Origin of the sequence: Dysgonomonas sp. HGC4, assembly GCF_001261715.1 — a bacterium.
Taxonomy (GTDB): domain Bacteria; phylum Bacteroidota; class Bacteroidia; order Bacteroidales; family Dysgonomonadaceae; genus Dysgonomonas_A.
In genome coordinates, this window is record NZ_CVRU01000066.1 from 1 (window position 1) to 20,851 (window position 20,851).

15 protein-coding genes and 1 pseudogene are annotated in these 20,851 nt (G+C 39.8%); 9 read left to right on the forward strand and 7 right to left on the reverse strand.

The features are described 5' to 3' along the window. Nucleotides 1-511 precede the first annotated feature (511 nt). From HGC4_RS18595 to HGC4_RS06470, 8 genes are all read left to right on the forward strand, one after another. Nucleotides 512-1,315, forward strand: a complete 804-nt coding sequence (locus HGC4_RS18595) for a fibrobacter succinogenes major paralogous domain-containing protein (RefSeq protein ID WP_157258158.1) — start codon at nt 512-514, stop codon at nt 1,313-1,315. Between the two features lie 160 nt (nt 1,316-1,475). Beyond that, complete coding sequence (locus HGC4_RS18600; protein WP_157258160.1) at nt 1,476-1,631, forward strand: hypothetical protein; 156 nt, start codon at nt 1,476-1,478, stop codon at nt 1,629-1,631. A 128-nt stretch (nt 1,632-1,759) separates the two neighbouring features. After that, a complete protein-coding gene (locus HGC4_RS06445; RefSeq protein ID WP_050709302.1) occupies nt 1,760-2,170 on the forward strand; it encodes a hypothetical protein in 411 nt (136 codons plus the stop codon). Next, nucleotides 2,167-3,474, forward strand: coding sequence for a DUF3440 domain-containing protein (locus HGC4_RS06450; protein ID WP_050709303.1), 1,308 nt, complete (start codon nt 2,167-2,169; stop codon nt 3,472-3,474). The genes HGC4_RS06445 and HGC4_RS06450 overlap by 4 nt, the downstream gene beginning before the upstream one ends. A gap of 137 nt (nt 3,475-3,611) precedes the next feature. Further along, nucleotides 3,612-4,127, forward strand: a complete 516-nt coding sequence (locus HGC4_RS06455; RefSeq protein WP_050709318.1) for a ParB N-terminal domain-containing protein — start codon at nt 3,612-3,614, stop codon at nt 4,125-4,127. Between the two features lie 57 nt (nt 4,128-4,184). Then, nucleotides 4,185-4,886, forward strand: coding sequence for a fibrobacter succinogenes major paralogous domain-containing protein (locus HGC4_RS06460; RefSeq protein WP_050709304.1), 702 nt, complete (start codon nt 4,185-4,187; stop codon nt 4,884-4,886). 101 nt (nt 4,887-4,987) lie between these two features. Further along, entirely contained in the window at nt 4,988-5,221 is a 234-nt protein-coding gene (locus HGC4_RS06465) for a hypothetical protein (protein ID WP_050709305.1), read from the forward strand. Between the two features lie 841 nt (nt 5,222-6,062). Then, nucleotides 6,063-8,624 carry a DUF5686 and carboxypeptidase-like regulatory domain-containing protein gene (locus tag HGC4_RS06470; protein WP_050709306.1) on the forward strand — a complete coding sequence of 854 codons (2,562 nt, stop codon included), beginning with the start codon at nt 6,063-6,065 and terminating at the stop codon, nt 8,622-8,624. A gap of 757 nt (nt 8,625-9,381) precedes the next feature. Here HGC4_RS06470 and HGC4_RS06475 read toward each other — a convergent pair. Together HGC4_RS06475 and HGC4_RS18380 are read right to left on the reverse strand one after the other, a co-directional pair. Continuing rightward, nucleotides 9,382-9,567, reverse strand: coding sequence for a virulence RhuM family protein (locus HGC4_RS06475; protein ID WP_050709307.1), 186 nt, complete (start codon nt 9,565-9,567; stop codon nt 9,382-9,384). Continuing rightward, nucleotides 9,564-9,734: pseudogene (locus tag HGC4_RS18380) on the reverse strand (tyrosine-type recombinase/integrase); the annotation flags it as partial. The pseudogene HGC4_RS18380 and the gene HGC4_RS06475, both read right to left, overlap by 4 nt. Nucleotides 9,735-9,741: 7 nt before the next feature. On the opposite strand from HGC4_RS18380, the gene HGC4_RS18605 reads away from it, so the two are divergent. After that, nucleotides 9,742-9,915, forward strand: coding sequence for a hypothetical protein (locus tag HGC4_RS18605; RefSeq protein ID WP_157258162.1), 174 nt, complete (start codon nt 9,742-9,744; stop codon nt 9,913-9,915). Nucleotides 9,916-10,257: 342 nt separating this feature from the next. On the opposite strand, the gene HGC4_RS06480 is transcribed toward HGC4_RS18605, so the two are convergent. From HGC4_RS06480 to HGC4_RS06500, 5 genes are all read right to left on the reverse strand, one after another. Continuing rightward, a complete protein-coding gene (locus HGC4_RS06480; protein ID WP_050709308.1) occupies nt 10,258-10,530 on the reverse strand; it encodes a hypothetical protein in 273 nt (90 codons plus the stop codon). 101 nt (nt 10,531-10,631) lie between these two features. Then, on the reverse strand, nt 10,632-13,841 hold the full coding sequence (locus tag HGC4_RS06485; protein ID WP_050709309.1) for a glycoside hydrolase family 2 protein: 3,210 nt from the start codon (nt 13,839-13,841) through the stop codon (nt 10,632-10,634). A gap of 13 nt (nt 13,842-13,854) precedes the next feature. Further along, nucleotides 13,855-16,347 (reverse strand): glycoside hydrolase family 95 protein, encoded by a 2,493-nt coding sequence (locus tag HGC4_RS06490; protein ID WP_050709310.1) that lies wholly within the window; start codon nt 16,345-16,347, stop codon nt 13,855-13,857. 29 nt (nt 16,348-16,376) lie between these two features. Beyond that, nucleotides 16,377-18,569: a glycoside hydrolase family 3 C-terminal domain-containing protein gene (locus HGC4_RS06495; RefSeq protein WP_050709319.1), complete on the reverse strand. Its 2,193-nt coding sequence runs from the start codon at nt 18,567-18,569 to the stop codon at nt 16,377-16,379. A 10-nt stretch (nt 18,570-18,579) separates the two neighbouring features. After that, nucleotides 18,580-20,847: a GH92 family glycosyl hydrolase gene (locus HGC4_RS06500; protein ID WP_050709311.1), complete on the reverse strand. Its 2,268-nt coding sequence runs from the start codon at nt 20,845-20,847 to the stop codon at nt 18,580-18,582. Nucleotides 20,848-20,851 lie beyond the last annotated feature (4 nt).

Consider the following 20,851-nt stretch of genomic DNA (forward strand, 5'->3'; position numbering starts at 1 on the left):
TAATCCTTTTCAGGCGTCACATCCGGAAGAGATCAGGGATCAGATTTATACATTTGAGTCCGATAATAAAGATAAAGCTGTTGTTAGCTTATTGGATGCTACATGTCTTGTTGTAGGGGGGTATTACAATGGAGGAACAAGGATGCGGTATTACCGGATCGACTTTAAGACAGCGGGTTCTTCGGGTGTTTATGTTGATTTGTTGCGAAACTGGGAGTACTACATTACGATTACCGATGTCTCGGTAGACGGTGAAAACAGCGAAGATGAAGCTTATCGCGGTCCCAGCAGAACCATCGCCAGTGTAGAGTCCTGGAATGCGGCCAGTAGCGATTCCCGTATCGGCATCTCCCATCTGTATGTCTCCAAGCGTTATCCGATCGTTAAATATGATGGTACAGAGGCGTTTGCCGGAGATGGTAGGATACAAATAAAAACCACTCATCCGGATGGTTGGCGGTTCGATACCGATACGACCACTACCGCTACTCTTGCATGGGCGAATGTTTCTGTGACCGGTGGTGTTGCCAACACGGATTATCAGTTATCGTTTGCCCCGGGGCAAACGATAACTCCTCGTAGGGGTGAGGCAACAATAGTGTCCGGTAATTTAAAATACAAAATCTATTTTATTCAGAGTCCTGTTTTTGCCGGGTCCAATATCTACTACGATGCTGTTGCCGGGCATTTAACTTTTAGTGAGTATGACGATTTTTCAAAGGGGGTGTATCAGGGTGTTTACTTTAAATTTGGCAGCCTTACGGGTATTGCTCCTACTCCTACTAATTATAGTACTTCTATTGTTACTTATCCTCCGAGCGGCGGGTCCACAACATCGTCACCGGATTGGGGTTCTATTCCTTATACAGATACAGGTGATCTTGTCCATGACCTTGCTAGTATTGCGCAAGGTAAAGGTGATATCTGTAAATACCTGACTAGTAAGGGTTGGGCTCCTTCCGGAAACTGGCGTTTGCCAACGAGAGATGAATTAGTCTTCATGTTAAAGAGTGGTGGTTCCTGGGTGAATGGTACAAACACCTCTGGCAACAATGCGGGTACGAACAGTATAGCTTCAGGATGGAAAAATCCTGGTGATATAAATTATCCTTATGGATACTTCTTCCCTGCTTCAGGGAGCCGCTATTACAACTCAGGTATATTGAACTACATGAACTACTACGGGTACTATTGGTCGTCGGACTATGCTGACTCTATGCGCGGATATTTCGTGTACTTCTACCGTAGCCACGTGACCCCCAACTACATTTCGTTCCGTGCCTACGGTATCCCTGTCCGTTGTGTTGCAGAATAAGCGAACTGAAAGTGAGCGTATTCGATTGATTCTCTCAAACGTCTCATTTTTCAGAGAAAAATTTGAAGGAATTTCACAGAAGATTGAAACGGTAAGCAGGACAATGCTACATTAAAGTATATCCCCTCCATATATATACAAGTAAATAAGCAATATGTAGATGAATGAAGATATGAAATTGCCGGAAACCCGTATCGTGGATAAGTATAAGTATCGATTTTCAAAAAATAACAGAGCCAATCATAACAAAAAAAATAAAACAAATGATTTGCTTGAACTTGAAAGAGATAATACATCCCCTCTGATTGCAAAATAGATACTATGTGGATAAAAATAGGTAACAGTATTTTGAAAGCTAATATTTTCCTTTGTTGTTACTTTATATCGGTATACTGGCTATAAGAAACCTGAAAAAATGGTAAGTATCACTTAAAAAGCAAACTGATGAATAGTACAGTAATTAATGTGCAATCCGGCTATATCAAAAAGATATGGGGTTACGACCATCGTTTGTATGGGCTGATCGCTCCGTTTGTTATGAAGCCGGACGTGATTCGTCTGAACGGGGGTTATCCGTTTAAGAATACAGAAGACCACGTGTGGTATATTTCCCTCAAAGGGAAAAATATGGTGACCGGATTTCTGTCAGTCTGCGACGGGCATATCTGCAATGATTTCACATGGCAGGATAATGACGTATTGGAATCTTTGTTGGAAAAAGCCTTGTCAGAGATGGAGACGGGAACTTTGGCGTCCTTTACGGCTGAAGAGCATGAACTTCCCGTACTGGAAAAATTGGGTTTTACCGTAGTACGAGAAAGCGTGCGGTATTTTAAAATGGTAAAAGCCGTATGAACAAGTACGAGAGAGAAAATGTCTATGAGGCTACCCTGAAGCGCATCGGTTATATATTCTCGGAATTCGAAAATATATACCTGGCTTTTTCAGGTGGTAAGGATAGTGGCGTGATGTTGAATATCGTCTTCGACTATATGCGCCAGCACGGGATAAAGCATAAAATAGGTGTACTGTATATAGATGTAGAAGCCTCCTATAGACGAACCGTCCACTTTATAGAACGAATGTACCTGGATAACTCCGACCTGGTCGAACCCTATTGGGTATGCCTTCCGATGACTACCACCAATGCGGTTTCGATGTACGAGCCGTTCTGGATATTCTGGGATCCTGCAAAAGAAGAAAAATGGGTGCGTCCGATGCCGGAACATGATTTCATTATCAATAGAACCAACCATCCTTTTGATTTCTATAAGGAAAATATGACGTTTGAAGAATTCGTCCTGCTTTTCGGAGACTGGTATGCCTTATGCCATGGGGATAAAAAGACCGCGTGTCTGATAGGCATTCGCGCGGATGAAAGCCTGAACCGTTATCGGACCGTGTCTAGAAACGACAAGGCCACCTATAAAAATAAAAACTATTCAACCTGCATATCTGATAAAACCTATAATTTTTATCCCATATATGATTGGCGTACAGAAGACATCTGGACATACAACGGCAAGTATCTTAAACTCTATAACAGCATCTACGATCTGTTTTATAAAGCCGGTGTTCCTCTGTCCAGAATGCGGATATGTGAACCTTACGGAGACGAACAGAAAGCCGGGCTCAATCTTTTCAAAGTCCTGGAACCCGAAACATGGATAAAGGTTGTAGCCCGTGTCAGCGGAGCCAATTTCGGGAATATCTATTGCGGGACAAAGGCTATCGGCACGCGCAGGATCTCTTTACCGGCAGGCCATACATGGAAGAGTTATTGCAAATTCCTGCTACAGACCCTTCCTGAAGAAACCCGCAGCATATATACCACCAAATTTATAAAGTTTATCCGTTATTGGCACAAGGTCGGTTCGCCTGTCGGCAATGAAGATATTTTAGAGCTGGATCCGGATATGGTTGTCAATACACATGCATACAGTAAGCGAGGAAAGGGTGACAAATATGTCGTCCGCTTCAAAACGATCCCGGATGCACTGCCCGGGTTGGATAACAAGTCTGATTTCCTTTCTTGGAGACGTATGTGCATGGCAATCCTTAAAAATGACATTACATGCAGTACCTTGTCTTTCTCTATAACCAAAAAGCAAATATTAAGACAACAGGAATTAATCCGTAAATACCAGGAAATGTTATGAAAAATCAGCATGAAGAGAAACTTATTTTTCAGCGGATGATTGAATCCGTCTGCCGACACATTGAGAGTATTGATACAATGGACGAGAAAATAGATACTCTAAATTATATCCGTTCTATGTTGCATGCGGTGAGCCCGATGAAACACCATCCGGTAGATTTTGTCGCTTGGGAGAAATCGGAAAATATAGAGGGAAATGAGTATAATCCGAATCGTGTCGCACCACCGGAAATGGCCCTGTTGATCACATCCATCGAGCAGGACGGCTACACCATGCCTGTTGTCGGTAGTCCAGAAAAAGATACGATTCGCATCGTAGATGGGTTTCACCGCAGGAAAGCGGAATTCAAATCCCGGAAGATATTTCAAAGTACGTACGGTAGGCTGCCTGTCACCTATATACGAGAAGACAGACGGAAAATAAGTGAACGAATGGTTTCGACCATACGCCATAACAGAGCCAGAGGCTCCCATGACATCGACCTTATGTCGAGCATTGTACGGGAGCTTGTTGATGCGGGGAAGTCCGCCGCCTGGATTTCGAAACACATTGGTATGGATATGGATGAAATATTAAGGCTGAAGCAGCTTACAGGAATAGCGGCTTTATTCAGTAAGCGGGAATTTTCGGTAAGGGATATGGAAAAAAAATAATATAGTAAGCACAGACATGTTTTCAGGTAAGGTCGAAAGAGCGTTAAATTTTTTATTATGAAGTTAACTATAAGGGACATTTACAATATAAAAAACATACGATTTAGGATTAAAAATGAGAAATCAGGTCCAAGACTGAAACTGTATGTTTTATTAGCGGGATTTATATTTACGTGGGCACACCCGGGTTTTAGCCAGATGCCCGAATCGACACATGCTGCGGGAGTTGATTGTCCGCGTTATCTTTTCCGCACAGATAACGGACTGTATATGAGTGGCGTCCAGGTGGGTGGTATTTGGTGGTCGCCAGTCAATCTGGGGGCTTCTCTGTTAAAAAAACCGGAAAACTCGGCCAATGACGAATTGTTTTTTGGCAAAGTTTTCGTCTGGCCGATAAAAGATCCATGCCCTCAAAACTGGCGGATGCCAACTGCTTTAGAACTAAAGCAACTGGAGAAAGCCGTGCGGGAGCGGGGAAGAGATTTCGATTATGAGGGCAAATGTCTCCGGATATCAGCAGATAACGGAAAATCAAAACTGATCCTACCAGCAGGAGGAAGTTTAGGCTTAGGAGGAAATCGGCAGTCTATGGGTCTGGTAGGCGGTTATTGGTCTTCGAGCGTAATGAAGAACAATGCGGATTTTGCCACCCGGCTTTACTTTCATGGATCGTCTCTGGACTTGGGTGTGAGTGACCGGCGTATCGGCTTTAGTATCCGCTGTGTAAGTGCTAATAAATCTCCGGTTGTAAATAAATAAAACACAGTAAGTAATAATCGGCCCCCTTTCCGTCTCAGATTAAGTATACTGCACGAGTCTGGCGACAAGAACATAGGATGTCGAAACACACTGAAAGAAATATGGAAAAAGGAGTCAAAAAAGAAAATACTGCGGGGCTTACAATCTGTAAATCATTCAGACTGCATCTACCCCAAGGACGTACCACAGATATAACTGTGAAAGACAGTACACCTATTGACTGTTATATGGCTGTTCTGCGGTGGGCGGTAGCGCAATATCCGGGTTGGAGGAGTATAGAGGTCATACCATCATCCCATGTCCCTCAAGACACCATTTTATCAGACTCTCGCTAAACGGGCAAATCAGGAAACTTATATAGTTATTAAAAGACAAAAGAAATAGTTACACTAGCCAAAGCAACACAGGATCAGGGAAGATAAACAGGCTATGAAATGAAATATAAAGAAGTTAAATAAGGGGATATAAAAAGGTAAAGTTGGCTGGGGAAGAAGCTACATCGGCAATCCGGAATTGATCGGTATTGCCGAGGAGATGCAAAAAAATCAGATAAGGATGTCATTTGTCAACCTCGGCTAATCATCTGAATCACAGCGTAAAGTATGAGTATTGAGTTCTCGTCCCAAGGATGTGCAGATCGGTGGAATTCCTTGTAATACACCCTGCAGGAAGAATAGACAGCAATTACACGTGGATCAGATCGAGATTGAAGTGGGCGACCTGTTTAATGACAGTGTACAATGTACGGTCCTATTCGGGAGAAGACCTGGTTAGGGATGGTTAAAAGAGGTATCTGAGAACATTTTTCCTTAAAGGTAACATCCCTTTAAAAAAGAAAAAGAAAAAAGATGAATATTCCTATCCTTTCGTATTATGCCGGACTTGGTAATAACAACCCTTTGTGTTGGCTTTAAAATGTGACTATAATACCTCCGGTTACTTAAGTATTAATTATTCTGTAAAGTTTGTATTTATCAGGGCTTGTCCGTTGTGATAGTTTCGCTGGTTCTATTTTTTTATGGAGGAATAAAATACAGAAAGAATGATAACCGAAAACAATGTGATATCAGATCTATACAGTTACAAAATATTTTAGCGCAGCAAATAAGCATGTGAAGGTTTTATCGGAGATGATGAAGGCCTGTAAAGAGAATATCTAAAAAAGAAAGGAAAAGAATGCGGCTATCGGGAATATTTAAATTAAAGGTCTTTCTTTGGGTGGGGATCTCACTGGTATGGCTGTTCTGTAATGTATCGGTGTATGGCCAGTCCACCCGAGTAGAGGGTATAGTCCTGGACTCGGCAACCAACGAAGCTGTCGAATCAGCAAGCGTCCGCTTTGAAGAAAACGAAAAAGGAGAGTTGTCCGGTCCCAACGGTAAGTTTTCGATCAGTGATAGCCGGGGTAGCCATATCGTCGTAGTATCCCTCATGGGATACGAAACTCAAAGGATAACTGTGCCCGCCAGTCAGTGCTCGGATATTGAAATCCGGCTGAAAGCGAAGGGAGTACAGCTCCAAGAAATAGAGGTTCGTCCGGGTAAGGAAAAATATTCGAAAAAGGATAATCCGGCGGTAGCACTCATCCAAAAAGTGATCTCTCATAAAAATGCTTACCAGCTTACCGGGAGGGATTATTATATGTACGAAGAATATGACCGTCTGTTGTTGGCCCTGAACAACTATAAAGCAGATCAAGGAATCCTCCGAGGCTTGGAATTTATCTCCAAGTACGCCGATACATCCAAGATAGATTGTAAGCCGATTTTGCCAGTATCGGTACGGGAGACGCTCTCTCAGGTGTACTACAGGAAAAATCCGCGGTCCACACGCCGCCAGGTGGTAGCCTATCAACGGAAAGGCTTGGATGAGCAGATAAACAGCGAATCGGTAGAAGCTATTATATTGGAGCTTTTCAAGGATGTAACCATAACCGATAACAATATCAACCTACTTTTCCATGATTTTGTGAGTCCACTGAGCAGTATTTCCTCTGTAAACTTCTACAAATGGTATATTCTTGATACGGTGGAGATTGAGAATAAGAAGTATGTGGATTTGGGCTTTGTCCCGTTCAACACCCGGGACGTCGGCTTTACCGGGCATATTTATGTGCAGCCAGCCTGGCCTTATGCGATCAAAAAAGTCTCGTTTCGTGTTCCCAAAAGGATCCAGGTGAATTATGTGGATAATCTGCTCATTACTCAGGAATTTGAAGAAAAATCGGGGGGCCTTTGGGTTCCCCGCCAGTTCACCACGGCTATCGAATTGTCGATGTATGGGGCTGCCCAATTATATGTGGAAAAGGAGAACGTTTTTGGGAAGTATCTGATAGACCAGCCGGCAGACAGCTTCCCGGCAGGCTCTTCGTCCGTTATCTATCTGGCAGATTACCAAAAGCACTATAAAAAGTACTGGGATTCCCACCGTCCGGAAGAAGTCCATGCAGATTACCAACTGGGAGAGATGATGAATGAGTTGCGTTCCCATGCGTTTTTAGATTTTATGCTTCGGGCTGCAGAAATTCTGACCAGCCAGTATGTACCTACCAGTGAGAATCCTGACCGGAATAAACTGGATTTGGGTACTACCCTGACATTTTACAGCTATAACCCGCTTGAAGGAAACCGCTTTCGGTTGACGGGCACCACGACCAAGCACTTGCATCCCCATTTCTTTATGTACGGATACTTGGCATACGGTACTAAAGACCGCCGATGGAAATACTACGGAGAAGCTACGTGGTCGTTCACCTCTCGGAAGTACCATAAGGACGAGTATCCACGCCATAATCTGTCTGTAGCCTACAAGTATGACGTAAATCCCCTAGGTCAACGCTTCTTGCAGGCCGAGCGGGATAATATCTTTCTTTCGTATCGGACTGGACGGTATAATAATATGACATATGACCGAATGACCGAGATCGCTTATATCCACGAGTATTACGGAGGCTTTTCGTATAATCTGTATGCCCGGACTCATAATGAGGATGGTGCTGGGAGGCTGACTTTCCAGCACCTGAATGAAGCAGGCTTTGCCGTAGATATGGGCCACCTTAGAACCACGGAAGTGGGGATCGATTTACGGTATGCCCACGGAGAAAGATTCTTCCAAGAAAAACGCAAGCGTCATACCCTTCCATCAAAGGGCTATACTATAGGCTACTCCCATATCGTGGGCTTTAAGGGGTTACTGGCAGGCCGGTTCGGATACCATAAGAGCAGCCTTTGGATAGACAAGGAATTGTGGATGGCTCCCTACGGGCGGCTTAGCTTCAGCCTGAAAGGAGAAAAGATCTGGGGTTCGGTTCCGTTCCCCTTATTGTTATCGGCTAATGCGAACAGCTCAATGACGATTCAGCAGGGCTCCTTTTACCTGCTTAACCCGATGGAGTTCCTGAATGACTCGCAACTGACCTGGCATATCGATTACCACATGGGAGGATGGCTTTTTAACCGTCTGCCGGGTCTCAAACAGTTGAAATTACGGGAGACGGCCGGCTTTCGGGGCTTCTGGGGACATTTGAGTCCGAGTAATAATCCGGCTTACCAGCAAGAGCTTCCGATATTTCCCGGAACGGTTTATTCCATGAATAGTACTCCCTACTTGGAATACAGTGTAGGAATCGAAAACATCTTCCGTTTTTTTAGGGTCGATTATGTAAGACGACTTACTTATACGGAGAATCCTGATACCGATAAATCGGGTTTCAGGATTAGTTTTGAATTTAATTTTTAAGTAACAGGACAAAAAAACGAAAAATAGGATGATGAAAAAAGACAAACTCCTGCCGCCCTATTACCGCCTGCAATAGCGACCATCCCCCATACAAATCAATTAGCAGCTTACTTATCTGGGTATACCTTCGACGATATCCAGATTACCAAAACAACGAAATTTATTTACTCCTTATGTGTTCTCAAAACAAGAACACTTTCCTTATCCTATATAGAATATTTGAAGTATAAAGAAAATTACCAATAAGTGTTTCCATTGGCATGGCAGTCCGTTCTTTATATCCTTGAATGACCGAGATGTCCTGAATTTATATATGAGTGTCACAGAATTATATCGATTCAAACCAAGAAGTCTCCACAAAAAGTAATTAGCTATTTATTGATTGAAGGTATTAGATTACTGTTAGATCAACCGCACATAACACCCCAGAGAGGGTGACGAGACTTGGCTCTATTATCATTAGTTTGATACAGTAACAAGAGTACAGAAAATGATTGATTTAACTGCACACTCTTACAGATTTAACAAACCATATATACTTCAAATTATAGGTAAAGGAAACAAATCTCGTATTGTGGCATTAATGGAAGAGCAAGTGAAAATACTCAATAGCTACATGGTTGAAAATTTACGTCTGTTTCCTATACCCTTATTTTAGCCATATTTATTTCTGTTTTTAATTGTGGCGAATTCGCCACAATTAGATTCTGCAAATCTAATTCAAAATAGTGTTATTCTTTTAATTCCATCTAACTTTTCAGTCCAGCATTGCCTTTTGTGTCAGAAGAGTAAGTACAGTATATGTACTATTTTGAGTTGCTCTTTGAATCAGCCAATCCCTGAATATCTCAGCTTTTTTTGACTGTATCCGAAACGCAACGGCAATTATCATATCCAATCCGTAATAGTCTGGATGTACAGTTTGATTTGCGTTATTCTTCATTGTTTTGCGTCGCTCAGCCTGTCCATATCCTCGGAAATCTTTTGATCAGTTACTTTGGCATAGACCTGCGTTGTGGAAATATTGGTATGCCCCATCATTTTACTGATACTTTCAATTGGAATACCTGCTGATAACAAAAGTGTTCCAAATGTGTGCCGGGCTAGATGAATAATAATGAGTAGAACAGTAACCAGCGAAACTCAGCGAATAAAACGTAACTCGTTTATAATTAGCCGAAATACTCTGATCTGCCACTTTACTAAAAAGCAGGATATTGCCAAATATAGCAGTATTTCAGTTACCAATCCGTTACTGGATATTCCATTTGTGTTCCTGCGACGATTATGAAAAGGTTAGGAGATTCTCCGCCTTACCGTTGATCCGTGTGTGGTTGGTGTTATACCGTTGCACTATAAGATGAATATCCAGCGGATACTTTCTTAAATGTAATACAATGGAAGAATTTGACAAGAACATAATAACAAAATTTCTGGAAGTTGAAACAGTCAGAGAATTAGCTTCTATTTTAGATACTCCCTATAAAACATTAAAATACAATCTATACAAAACGAGACAAAGACAAATATGAAGTATTTGAAATAAAAAAGAGAAATGGAGGTATACGTCAAATTTGTGCTCCAATATCAGGAATTAAGCGTCTTCAAAAGAATTTATCCATTATATTAAAATTTACACAGCCCCAAACTTTGTGCACATGGACTTGCCCGACCCTGTTCCTGAAGTAACTACAAAGCCTTTGTCTTGAACTCCTATTTCAATTGCTTCAACCTGATGTCGATATAATCTGTAAGAGCCTAGTGCTTTAGATAAATTGGGATGTATTGTATTTTCCTGAACTAGATCATCAAACAATTTGCCTTTTTCAAATGAAGGATTGAATGGTATTAGTGGCGCTCGTAAAATATTACTGATTACGGTTTTATCATTTACATAATCAGTCATTCTTTTATGTTTAATGTTAATAACAGATTGTAAATATGATTTGTAATGGAAACAGGATAAGTAGTAAAGAAATTATCCTGCTTCCATTTATAGTTTAAAATTTATTTCACTTCAGGATTAACAAATGAAATTTTGAGCTGAGGCAAGAATATTTTACTATTATCACATTTAAAGTAAGCATTAAATCTATTCTTATCCTCTTCTCCTATTTTTAATGTCACCTTATTCCACCCCTGTAGTAGTGGTAATTCCTTGTATGTGCTATTACGGTTAGTAACTTGGGCTGCATCGAAAAGTTTATCGTTTAATAACAAAGAACTGCTCCATGTATCAACAAAAAGTGTAAGTTTCGGCATATTGGGCTCAATAAGTAAATCATCTAGTGGACGAGGACTCCAAACCCAAAAATCGGCCATATAGCTATCCTTATTCTTTACAAACTTCTCTTTACTTATAGCTGGAAATTGTAGATTACCATCTCTAAGGAAAAACACTTCGTTTAAATTTGCTTCACTTTTATGATAAGGAATACCTGCATTTTTCAGCATATTTTCTAACGTATTAAATCCTTTTTTAGAATTTGCAAACTCAGTTAATGTACTAATGTAATATGTAGAACAACCTTTGCTGTATTTAACGAAAGCAGGAGCTGAACCTCTATACTCATTCTCACTACGCAAAACTGCAGCCGTTTTAAGCTCTTCCGCACGTTTATTCCATTTACGCCAATCGGTATTACAAGCATTTAGTATGACATCACCTTCATTCACAAGCATTCCACCCATTCCGTACTGTGAAGCATCCGCATTCTGAATTTCACAAAAATAAAAGTCCGAATTATTTAATCCGATCATCCAAGACTTATTTTCCGGAATGAATGACGATATTTTTCTTTCTTTTAAAGTCAGATTCAAAGGCAATATTTTATTAAAGTCAGATAATGTGGTTGGCACAATTCCCCAGATCCAAATATCTGCACCTTTCTCAATGTTTTGCTCAAGCATTTTCTTCTCAGTTTCTGAAGTAGTAGTAGTTCCATCAATGATAAAAAGGAGTTGTTGCGGAGACGTAATTTTTGCAGAGAATTTAACCCCTTGCGCATCCATTATTTGTTTTACTCTCGATCCCTTTTTTCCAATAAATATAACCTCTTTATATAATTTCAGGGGCTGAAGATTTGCCTTTTTAGACGGTGCTTCGGGTTTATCTTTATAAGGAGACCAAGCCGGTTCGCCGGGAGCATTGGCTGCTCGTAAAGCTTCATACATAGGCCATGGGGCATACAATGGTAAAGATGGATCGTATCCCGGATTAAATGTAGTGCAGTAAGGTCCCATACGTTCGGGCTGAACTCCGGGCGTACCTTCTTTGTAATCTGCAAAATAAACACCATCTTCTGTTGATGAAGGAGCAGTTGTTAAATCCTTCTTTCCTATTGGTAGAGGTTTCAGTGCATACCATGCCATGTTAAAGACTGATGCGTAAGATGCTCCCATCTGACGTTGGTTGGCTATCAGATTGTAACACTCGTTTGCAAGACCCTCCATACGTCCTAGTTGCGACTCATAAGCTCTTTCTCCATTGTACTTCGATACTTGTTCGGGGGTTCCATAATAAGCCATACTATGTTCTCCAATTCCCCAAGGCTTGCCTATTTCGACCCAACGTTTCATAGAGCTTAAGTCTCCATAATGTCCTACTGTAGTAGGGAGAATACCATCTCCGTCATCTTCACCGTCAGCCGAAATCCAAGGACGTGTAGGATCATTCTTAATCACAATATCTCTCCATTCTTCCCATGCTTTCTTCTGTAAAGGCATTAGTTCGGGTTTGTTATATACGTGAAGTATAACCGGTTTGTTCTCATTACTTATACTCCATCCAAATACAGAGGCATGATTTCTATCACGTAAAACAAGGTGTTCCAAATGTTTTTTAGATGCTTCCCAAAATTTTTCAGAATCTAATTTGGGGCCACCATCACTCGCCCAATTGGCTGTTTCATTTAAAACACAAATTCCCATTTCATCCGCAACATCCAGATAGAAGCGAGGATATACCTGTGCATGAGGTCTTACCGCATTACCATTCATTCCTTTTATTGCAGTAAACCAAGCCCATGCATACCTTCTGGTCAATTGAGGTACACCCATAAAGTGCCACGAATCGCCTTTCAGTTCTATTGGTTTTCCGTTCAAGCATTGCTTTGTTCCGTCAAATGTCCACTCACGCCAGCCAAAACGTTCGTATTTGCTGTCAATAGTTTGTTTTTTGTTATTAAGGGTCAATCTCAACGCATATAGATTAGGATGTTCGGGTGTCCAAAATTCCAAATCACCACTTTTAACAGGGATACGAATTATCGCTTTAGCTTGCGAACCTGCTTCAACAAGTAATTTAGATTCAGGTATAATTAAAGCTGTTTGTCCCAGTTTCCAGTTGGGCACAGGAGCCGAGTTTACATCTGTACCTGCTCTATTGAGCCATTCATTAACGAGGCCTCCGAGTTGTATTTCTTCTTTTTTAGTGGAATTGTTTTCTATTGTAACTTCCAATTCTAACACGTTCTTAGAAATCTGTGGTTTTATAAAAATGTCTTTGACATGAATTTTAGGTAGTGCAACTAAATATACATCCTGCCAAATCCCTCTGACAAGATATCCCCACATAGAACCTGCGGGAACAATGCGACGACCGACCGTTGAATTATCTTCAAATAGAGACTGATCTCTTACACCTACTAAAACTTCAAGAGTTTGTCCGGGTGCAGCATTGTCTGTAATATCTATATCGAATGGTAAAAATAGATCGAAGTTTTCTCCTACTTTTTTATTATTTACATATACTTCTGTAAATCCTGCAACTGCTTCGAAGTGCAATTTTATCTGTTTTCCTGACCAATCGGAAGGAATTACAACTGATTTTCTCATCCAAGCCATCTTCACATTTTCCCACTCTTTGGGATAAGAAGGATAATTACGGTGATCAGGACCTTCTAAATTTCTATTAGCAAAAGCATTAATATTCCAAGGTGAAGGAATCTTGATCTTTGTTTTATCCCATCCATTATTACTAGGCAAGGGCAATGTGGGTGCTATTCCTTTTCCCTGTATATAATTTGTGGGGATATCAACTGGTTGAATGTCCCATGAGCCATTTAGGCATATTTCTTTTCTGAAGTCTTTTTCAGTTCTGTTTACAAAACCTTCGCTAGGAGCAAAATACTCTTTGTAGACAAGTCTTCCATCCTGAGAAAAGAGTGAAAGAGTGAAAGACAAAAGAAAAATTGATAATTTAAATTTTCGATTCATGTTTTATAGTATTTTATTTATTTAACTGGTTATTAACCATTATTATTTCGCCTATTTTAGTACTATAAACCGTATCTATTCCTTGGAGACGTAAATGCAGTTTATTTCCATTTAATGATTTTATTTTTGCTTTTATAAACCTACTCTTCTTCCATTCAATATCGACAATGAAACCTCCACGAGCCTTTAATCTTTTTACAGAACCATTAGGCATATTGTCTGGTAAAGAGGGTAATAACTCCAGTTCGAAATTACCATCTGCCGTACGTACCTGACTTTGCAGAAACATTTCGGCAATAGCAGCAGTAGCACCAAAATTGCCATCAATCTGGAAAGGGGGATGATTATCAAACAAGTTTGGCAATGTCTTCTCCGATAATAGAACGGAAAGTAATTTATATGCCCGATTACCATCATGTAAACGATTCCACATATTTATCTTCCAAGCCAAACTCCAACCTGTTCCGCCGTCTCCACGAGACTCCAAAGTCTTACGAGCAGCTTCTGCTAAAATGGGAGTTCCGACAACAGATATTTGATTACTTGGATGTAAAGCATAGAGATGCGAAGTATGACGATGATGAGGATCTATCTCGTCATAATCTTCAATCCACTCCATTATTCTATCTGTTTTCTCACTTATTTGTATTGGAGCGAGATTGTCCAGTGCTTTTTTACATTTACTTCTGAAATCGACATCGGTATTTAATATCATACTAGCTTCTATACAATTAGTTAGAAGTTCATGTGCGATTTCTAAGTCCATGGTAGCTGCATAGGTAAAACTAGATCCTTGACCTGTACTTGGTAAAATGAAGCTGTTTTCGGGAGAGTGTGACGGGTTGGTTACTAATTTTCCCGAAAATCTCGTATTAGGAGGACTGATTACGAGAAAGTCCAGAATAAATTCAGCTGCTCCCTTCATCAATGGATAGGCTCTTTCTTTCAAGAATACTTTATCTTGTGTATATTGATAATGTTCCCAAGGGTGTTCGACAGACCAAGCTGCTCCCATAGGCCAAATACCTTGTACACCGTCAGCAGGAGCAGTAAATCCCCAGGCATCTGTTAGATGATGAACTACCCATCCGTTTGCTCCATACATTTCTTTGGCTGTTTTCTGACCATAAGGAACCAGAGTTTCCATTAGATCGAGCATGGGTAAATGCATTTCCGATAAGTTGGTTATCTCGGCTGGCCAATAATTCATTTGGAAATTAATATTTGTATGATAATCGGCATTCCATGGTGTGTTCATCTGCCATGCCCATAATCCTTGTAAGTTGGCAGGCATCGTTCCCGGGCGTGAACTTGAGATTAATAAGTATCGACCGAATTGGAAAAAAGTCTCCACTAAGCCTAAATCGGGTTTCATTGTTGCTTTTGCTTTTCTCAACAAACTATCGGTTGTTAATGTCATATTATCAACACTTCTTGATCCCAAACTCAAGTCTACCCGACTATAATAACCCTGATATTCTTTAATATGGGCTTCCTTTTGATTATTGTATGAACCATTAAGTGCCTTATCAATTATAGCCATACAGGTTACTGATGGATCAATACTATCATCAGTAGTTATCCCTCTTTTTACTGCATCTAGCCCTGGATAGTTTGTTGCCCCTGTAACGTAAAGTGTTAAAGAATTTGCATCTTTAATACTCATTATATTATTATCCATACTCATTGTACCATTATTAGCAACAGCTTTTACTTGCATAGCAAATGATAGTCCTCGGGGATTTCCAGCCTCATCTTTAGTAGGAATCTTTCCTTTTAGCAAAAGAGAGTTAGGATCATTGGGATGAACCATACATTCGGCATCTTTTTCACGTTTCAATGTCAAAGAAAGATTGATTTTGTTCTGCTTATTCGCTTTAATACTAATAACAATAACATTATCATCAGCCGAAGCAAATACTTCTCTTGTATATTCTACTCCATCAGATGTATATTGAGTTGTTACAATTGCTTTTTCCAGGTCGAGGCTTCTTACATAATTTTTAGCATTAAGCTCAGGTGTATCAAACCACAATTCGCCTAACGACATAAAGGGTTTTACTCTATGGGGGGTACCCAACATTGTTTCCTTTGCAACATCTACGGCAAGTTGATTCTTACCTTCAAACAATAATTTCTGTACTATGGGTAAGGCCTTTAGTGCTAATGGATTATTAGCGTTACGTGAAAATCCGTCCCAAAGCGAACTCTCATTAAACTGTATACGTTCGTCTGCCACTCCACCAAAGATCATGGCTCCCAACCGCCCATTGCCTATTGGTAAAGCTTCCTCCCACACTTTAGCCGATTGACGATACCATAATACATTTCTCCCTTGGGGCTTGTTTGCATTGCCTGTAAGTATAGCTCTGTCAACCCAGTTGGCGGTAATCTTTGTATTACGCTTACTAGCTCTCATATCTTCCACCTTTTGCTCTTGTGAATAAGATTTTATGGGAAATAATGATACAATTATGAGAATAAATAGAAATGTGTAATTTTTCATAATCTATTAAAATCTATTAAAAAGTTAATCTATTGAATTCGAAAAGAACTTATTATCTTTTTATCTTCCGAATGACTTCCCATCCAAATTTTGTAAATTCCTTTTGGTATAATCAGCTTTTTTTGCGTATCACTCCATTTGGCAAAACTATTTACAGGAATAGATATTTCAATATTCCTTTTCTTTCCAGAAGCTAAAGTTATTTTTTCAAAAGACTTTAATTCTTTCAACGGATAACCTTTTCCTTCCGGATATTGGATATATGTTTGAATAACCTCTTCTCCTTCCATATTTCCGGTATTTTTTACCAGCATAGAACAGCTTATCTCATCATTCTGTGAATATTCAGTCTTAGGCTTTGAAGTCCACTGATAGCTAAATGTGGTATAACTCAACCCATAGCCAAATGGATATAAAGGCTCTCCATTAAAGTACCTATATGTTCTATTGGTCATAGCATAATCAAAATAGTCAGGAAGATCTTTGTCTTTCTTATAAAAAGTTAGAGGTAAGTGTCCTGATGGATTGTATTTACCAAATAAAATATCGGCAATTGCCTCTCCTGAAGATTGTCCGCCATACCATGCCTGTAAAATAGCATCTGCATTAGCTGCTTCCCATTCGAAACCTATTGCACTTCCCGACATGCAAATAAAAACCAAAGGCAAGCCTTTTGCTTTTATTTGTTTCATAAAATCGGTTTGTACCTTAGGTAAAGCAATTGAGGTACGATCGCCACCTTTAAATCCCTCCACATTTTCTCGTCCTGCATCACCCTCTTCTCCTTCAAGACGAGGAGTTATTCCTCCGACATAAATAACGAGGTCTGCATCTTTGATTATTTCCAATGCTGCTTTAATATTTTCTGCCGAAGACGAAGTATGCCCTGTTGCTTTCGCATAAACAACTTCAATACCTGTAAAAGCCTTAATTCCTTTCAAGGGAGTTATGATTTTGGATGGAAAACCATTATAATTACCTAATTGAACTTTATCGTCGTTTGCATTAGGTCCTACTACTGCTATTTTTTTTATTTTAGAAGAGAGAGGTAAGAGGTGTCCTTTATTTTTCAATAGGACAATAGATTCCGTCGCCATTTTCAAAGCATGTTTTTTATGCTCATCACACTCTAATGTATCAAATTTAATTTTTGCATAAGGACTAGCCTCTACCGGGTCAAACATACCGAGTCTGAAGCGTGTCATAAACAGTCGTCTGATGGAGTTGTTAATAGCAGATTCGTCTATCAATCCTTTCTTAACAGCATCTACCAACGCCTTATAGGCATGCTCTCCACAATCGAGATCGGTTCCATTCAACACAGCATCTGCCGAAGCTGATGCTGCATCGGAATGTGTTTTGTGATGTGTGTAAAAGTCATCAATAGCACCACAGTCAGAAGTTACATACCCTTTAAATTTCCATTGATTGCGTAGTATATCTGTCATCAAACGACTGTTACCGCAACATGGCTCATCGTCAAACCGATTATAGGCACACATTACAGACGAAACCTTAGCATTTACGACCAATTCCTTAAATGCAGGCAAGTAAGTGTCCCATAAGTCATAATCACTTACCGATGTATTGAAGGAATGCCTTCCTTTTTCGGGTCCGCTATGAACTGCAAAATGTTTGGCACAAGCCGAAACTTTGAGATATAAAGAGTCCCCTCCTTGCAATCCCCAAACCATCTCCTTTCCGATAACAGATGTAAGATAGGGGTCTTCTCCATACGTCTCCTGACCTCTTCCCCAGCGAGGGTCACGGAAAATATTTATATTCGGAGTCCAAAACGTAAGCCCTTGATATTGTTGACCCTTCTTGCCGTTTATAAACGACTGGTTATAAATGGCTCTGGCTTCGGTGGAAGTTATATCTCCAACCTTAAATATAGCTTCCTTATCGAAGGTTGCCGCAAGGGCAATTGCCTGAGGGAAAACGGTAACCTTATGCCCTGAACGTCCTACACCATGTAGACATTCGTTCCACCAATTGTATTCTGGTATACCCAAATGGTCAATAGCCATGCTGTGATTTTGCATTTGCGAAACTTTCTCTTCTAAAGTGAGCCTGCTTATTAAGTCGTCAACCCTTTTTTCGAGAGATAGCGTTGTATCTTGAAATGGGTATTGATCCTTTTTTGCTTCACATGCGGAATGAGAACACAAGAATATGCTCAATAAAAGAAGAATCTTTATTTTTACACTATTGTTAGTCATAGTATTCATTTTAGTCAATTTTAATTGCTGAGGGAGGTGTATTCAATAAATCGGCTCCCCATGCTTTATTAGGCTTATTGCCCATTACCAATACAAGTTTTGCTCCATTAGCAATATTCGAATGGCTGAACCATGGTTTATCCCAAGACTTACCGTTTAATGTTGCCGACTGAATATAGATATTGTCTTTTGCGTAATTCTTGGCTTCAATTTCAAATAGTTTACCATTGCCTAAAGTCATCTTCACGTTTCTGAAAACAGGACTTCCGATATTATAGGTAGCCGAACCCGGAGTAACAGGATAAAATCCCATGGATGAGAATACAACAAAAGCCGTCATACCACCACCGTCTTCGTCTCCGGGCATACCCATTAAATCGTTGCGAAACCATTGCTTCAATAATGTTCTGATTCGTTTCTGAGTTTTCCAAGGTTGACCAACATAATTGTATAGATATGGAATATGCATAGATGGTTCGTTAGCCATTGAGAATTGACCTACGTTACCTGTATGATCTGGTAATTGGGCATAAAATTCAAATTTGCTTTTACCCAATGGCTCTCTAAAGGTTTGATCGAGGTTGTTTATAAAGTTTTCGGCTGATCCCATTAAGCGAATCAAATCTGCGGGATTGTGAGGTACATCCCAACGGTAAACCCATCCGTTGTTTTCTCCATAATAGTCTCTGGCTCCCATTCCTCCGGCAAAACGATAGTCAAAAGGATCAATAAACTTACCTTCCTTATCTTTGGGATGGAAGAAAGCTGTTTCTTTATTATATAAATTTCGGTAATTATATGAACCTGCTAAAAAATAGTCTGATTCATTTTTTTTACCTAATTCTTTCGCTATTTCGGAAAGGCACCAATAATCATAACATGTACCTAATGTAACGGCTACAGGTTGACGTTTTTCGCCTCTATTTACTTCTGGTATATATTCTTCTTGTCCTTCTCGTAATGCGGGGTAATAGCCTTTCTCTTTATAAAAAATATCAAGTTCGGTATTCGGAATACGTTTCCAAGGTAACAGAGATTTCTCCGTAATTGCTCCTTTACACGCATTGTATGCAGCTTCCAGATCAAATCCACGAAGCCCTTTGCAATATGCATCCCATATTACTGCTACTGCATGATTGCTGTTCATTCGATGACTGTCGCCTGTTACTTCTGGAAATGTTGGCATCCATCCTTCTTTTGTTTGTTGTGCCATACGGATATAAGATGCAATCATATTATTTTCAATATCCGGTTCTATAAGAATTCTAAGTGGGTGAGTAGCACGATATGTATCCCAAATCCAATCATCTGTATAAAAGGGAATACCCTTATCTTCGTGTACTTGATTATCTATACCACTATAATAACTTCCATCTTCGGAAAGATTTATCATGCGTTCGTATGTTCGATAAAGAGATGTGTAAAATACAGTTTTAGCACTCTCATCATCACCTTCTACCTGAATTTTGCTTAAAGTTTTGTTCCAAAGGTCTTGTCCTTTTTTTGCCACTTCATCCACATTAAAAGTGTTTATTTCATTTTGAAGGTTCTTTTTAGCTTGGTCTATACTGATGAATGATATTCCATAACGGATATCTATTTGTTTATCATTATAATTCAAGCCAATAGCCTGATTTTTTCCACTAATCGAATCTCTTTCGCTTAGTATGTTACCATTTTCTAAGCATCCAATGGATTGAGGAGTTTGTAATGTTTCGAGATATAAGTATACTTTAGTCGGTCCCCCGTCAATAACCTGATAACCAGATACTCCTTTTTCTTCTTTCTGTAAAAAGCCATTACGGGTATTTATTACTAAAACATTATTTTCTCCTTCAGGAAAATTAATTTTATATACGGCAGACCTGTAAGAGGGAGCGTAATCAACTTCTATGCCATCATCGTCTAAATAAACCTGATAGCGATAAGGAGTGACAACTTCCTCTCCATAAGAATATTTCTGAACTGAAAAATAACTGCTTCTTTTCCCACTATAGGGACTAATATTGAAAGCTGAGCTACCTCTATGACTAGTCACTATCACGGGAAGACCTTCTATCTGGTCGGATGTGAAGTCTTTACGCTCAGGATACACCCTAAGCATACTAAATGGCAAATGAACAGTGGGATAAGTGGGAACTAGCAGATGGCTAATATTCCCAATGTAAGGATCTACGTAATCTACAGGATTTTTAGACGAATTTTCGGCTGATCTTTGGCACGATAAAAATAGTATCGTGCAAAGAGTCAGAGAAAATAATGCATTGTGTTTTTTCATTATT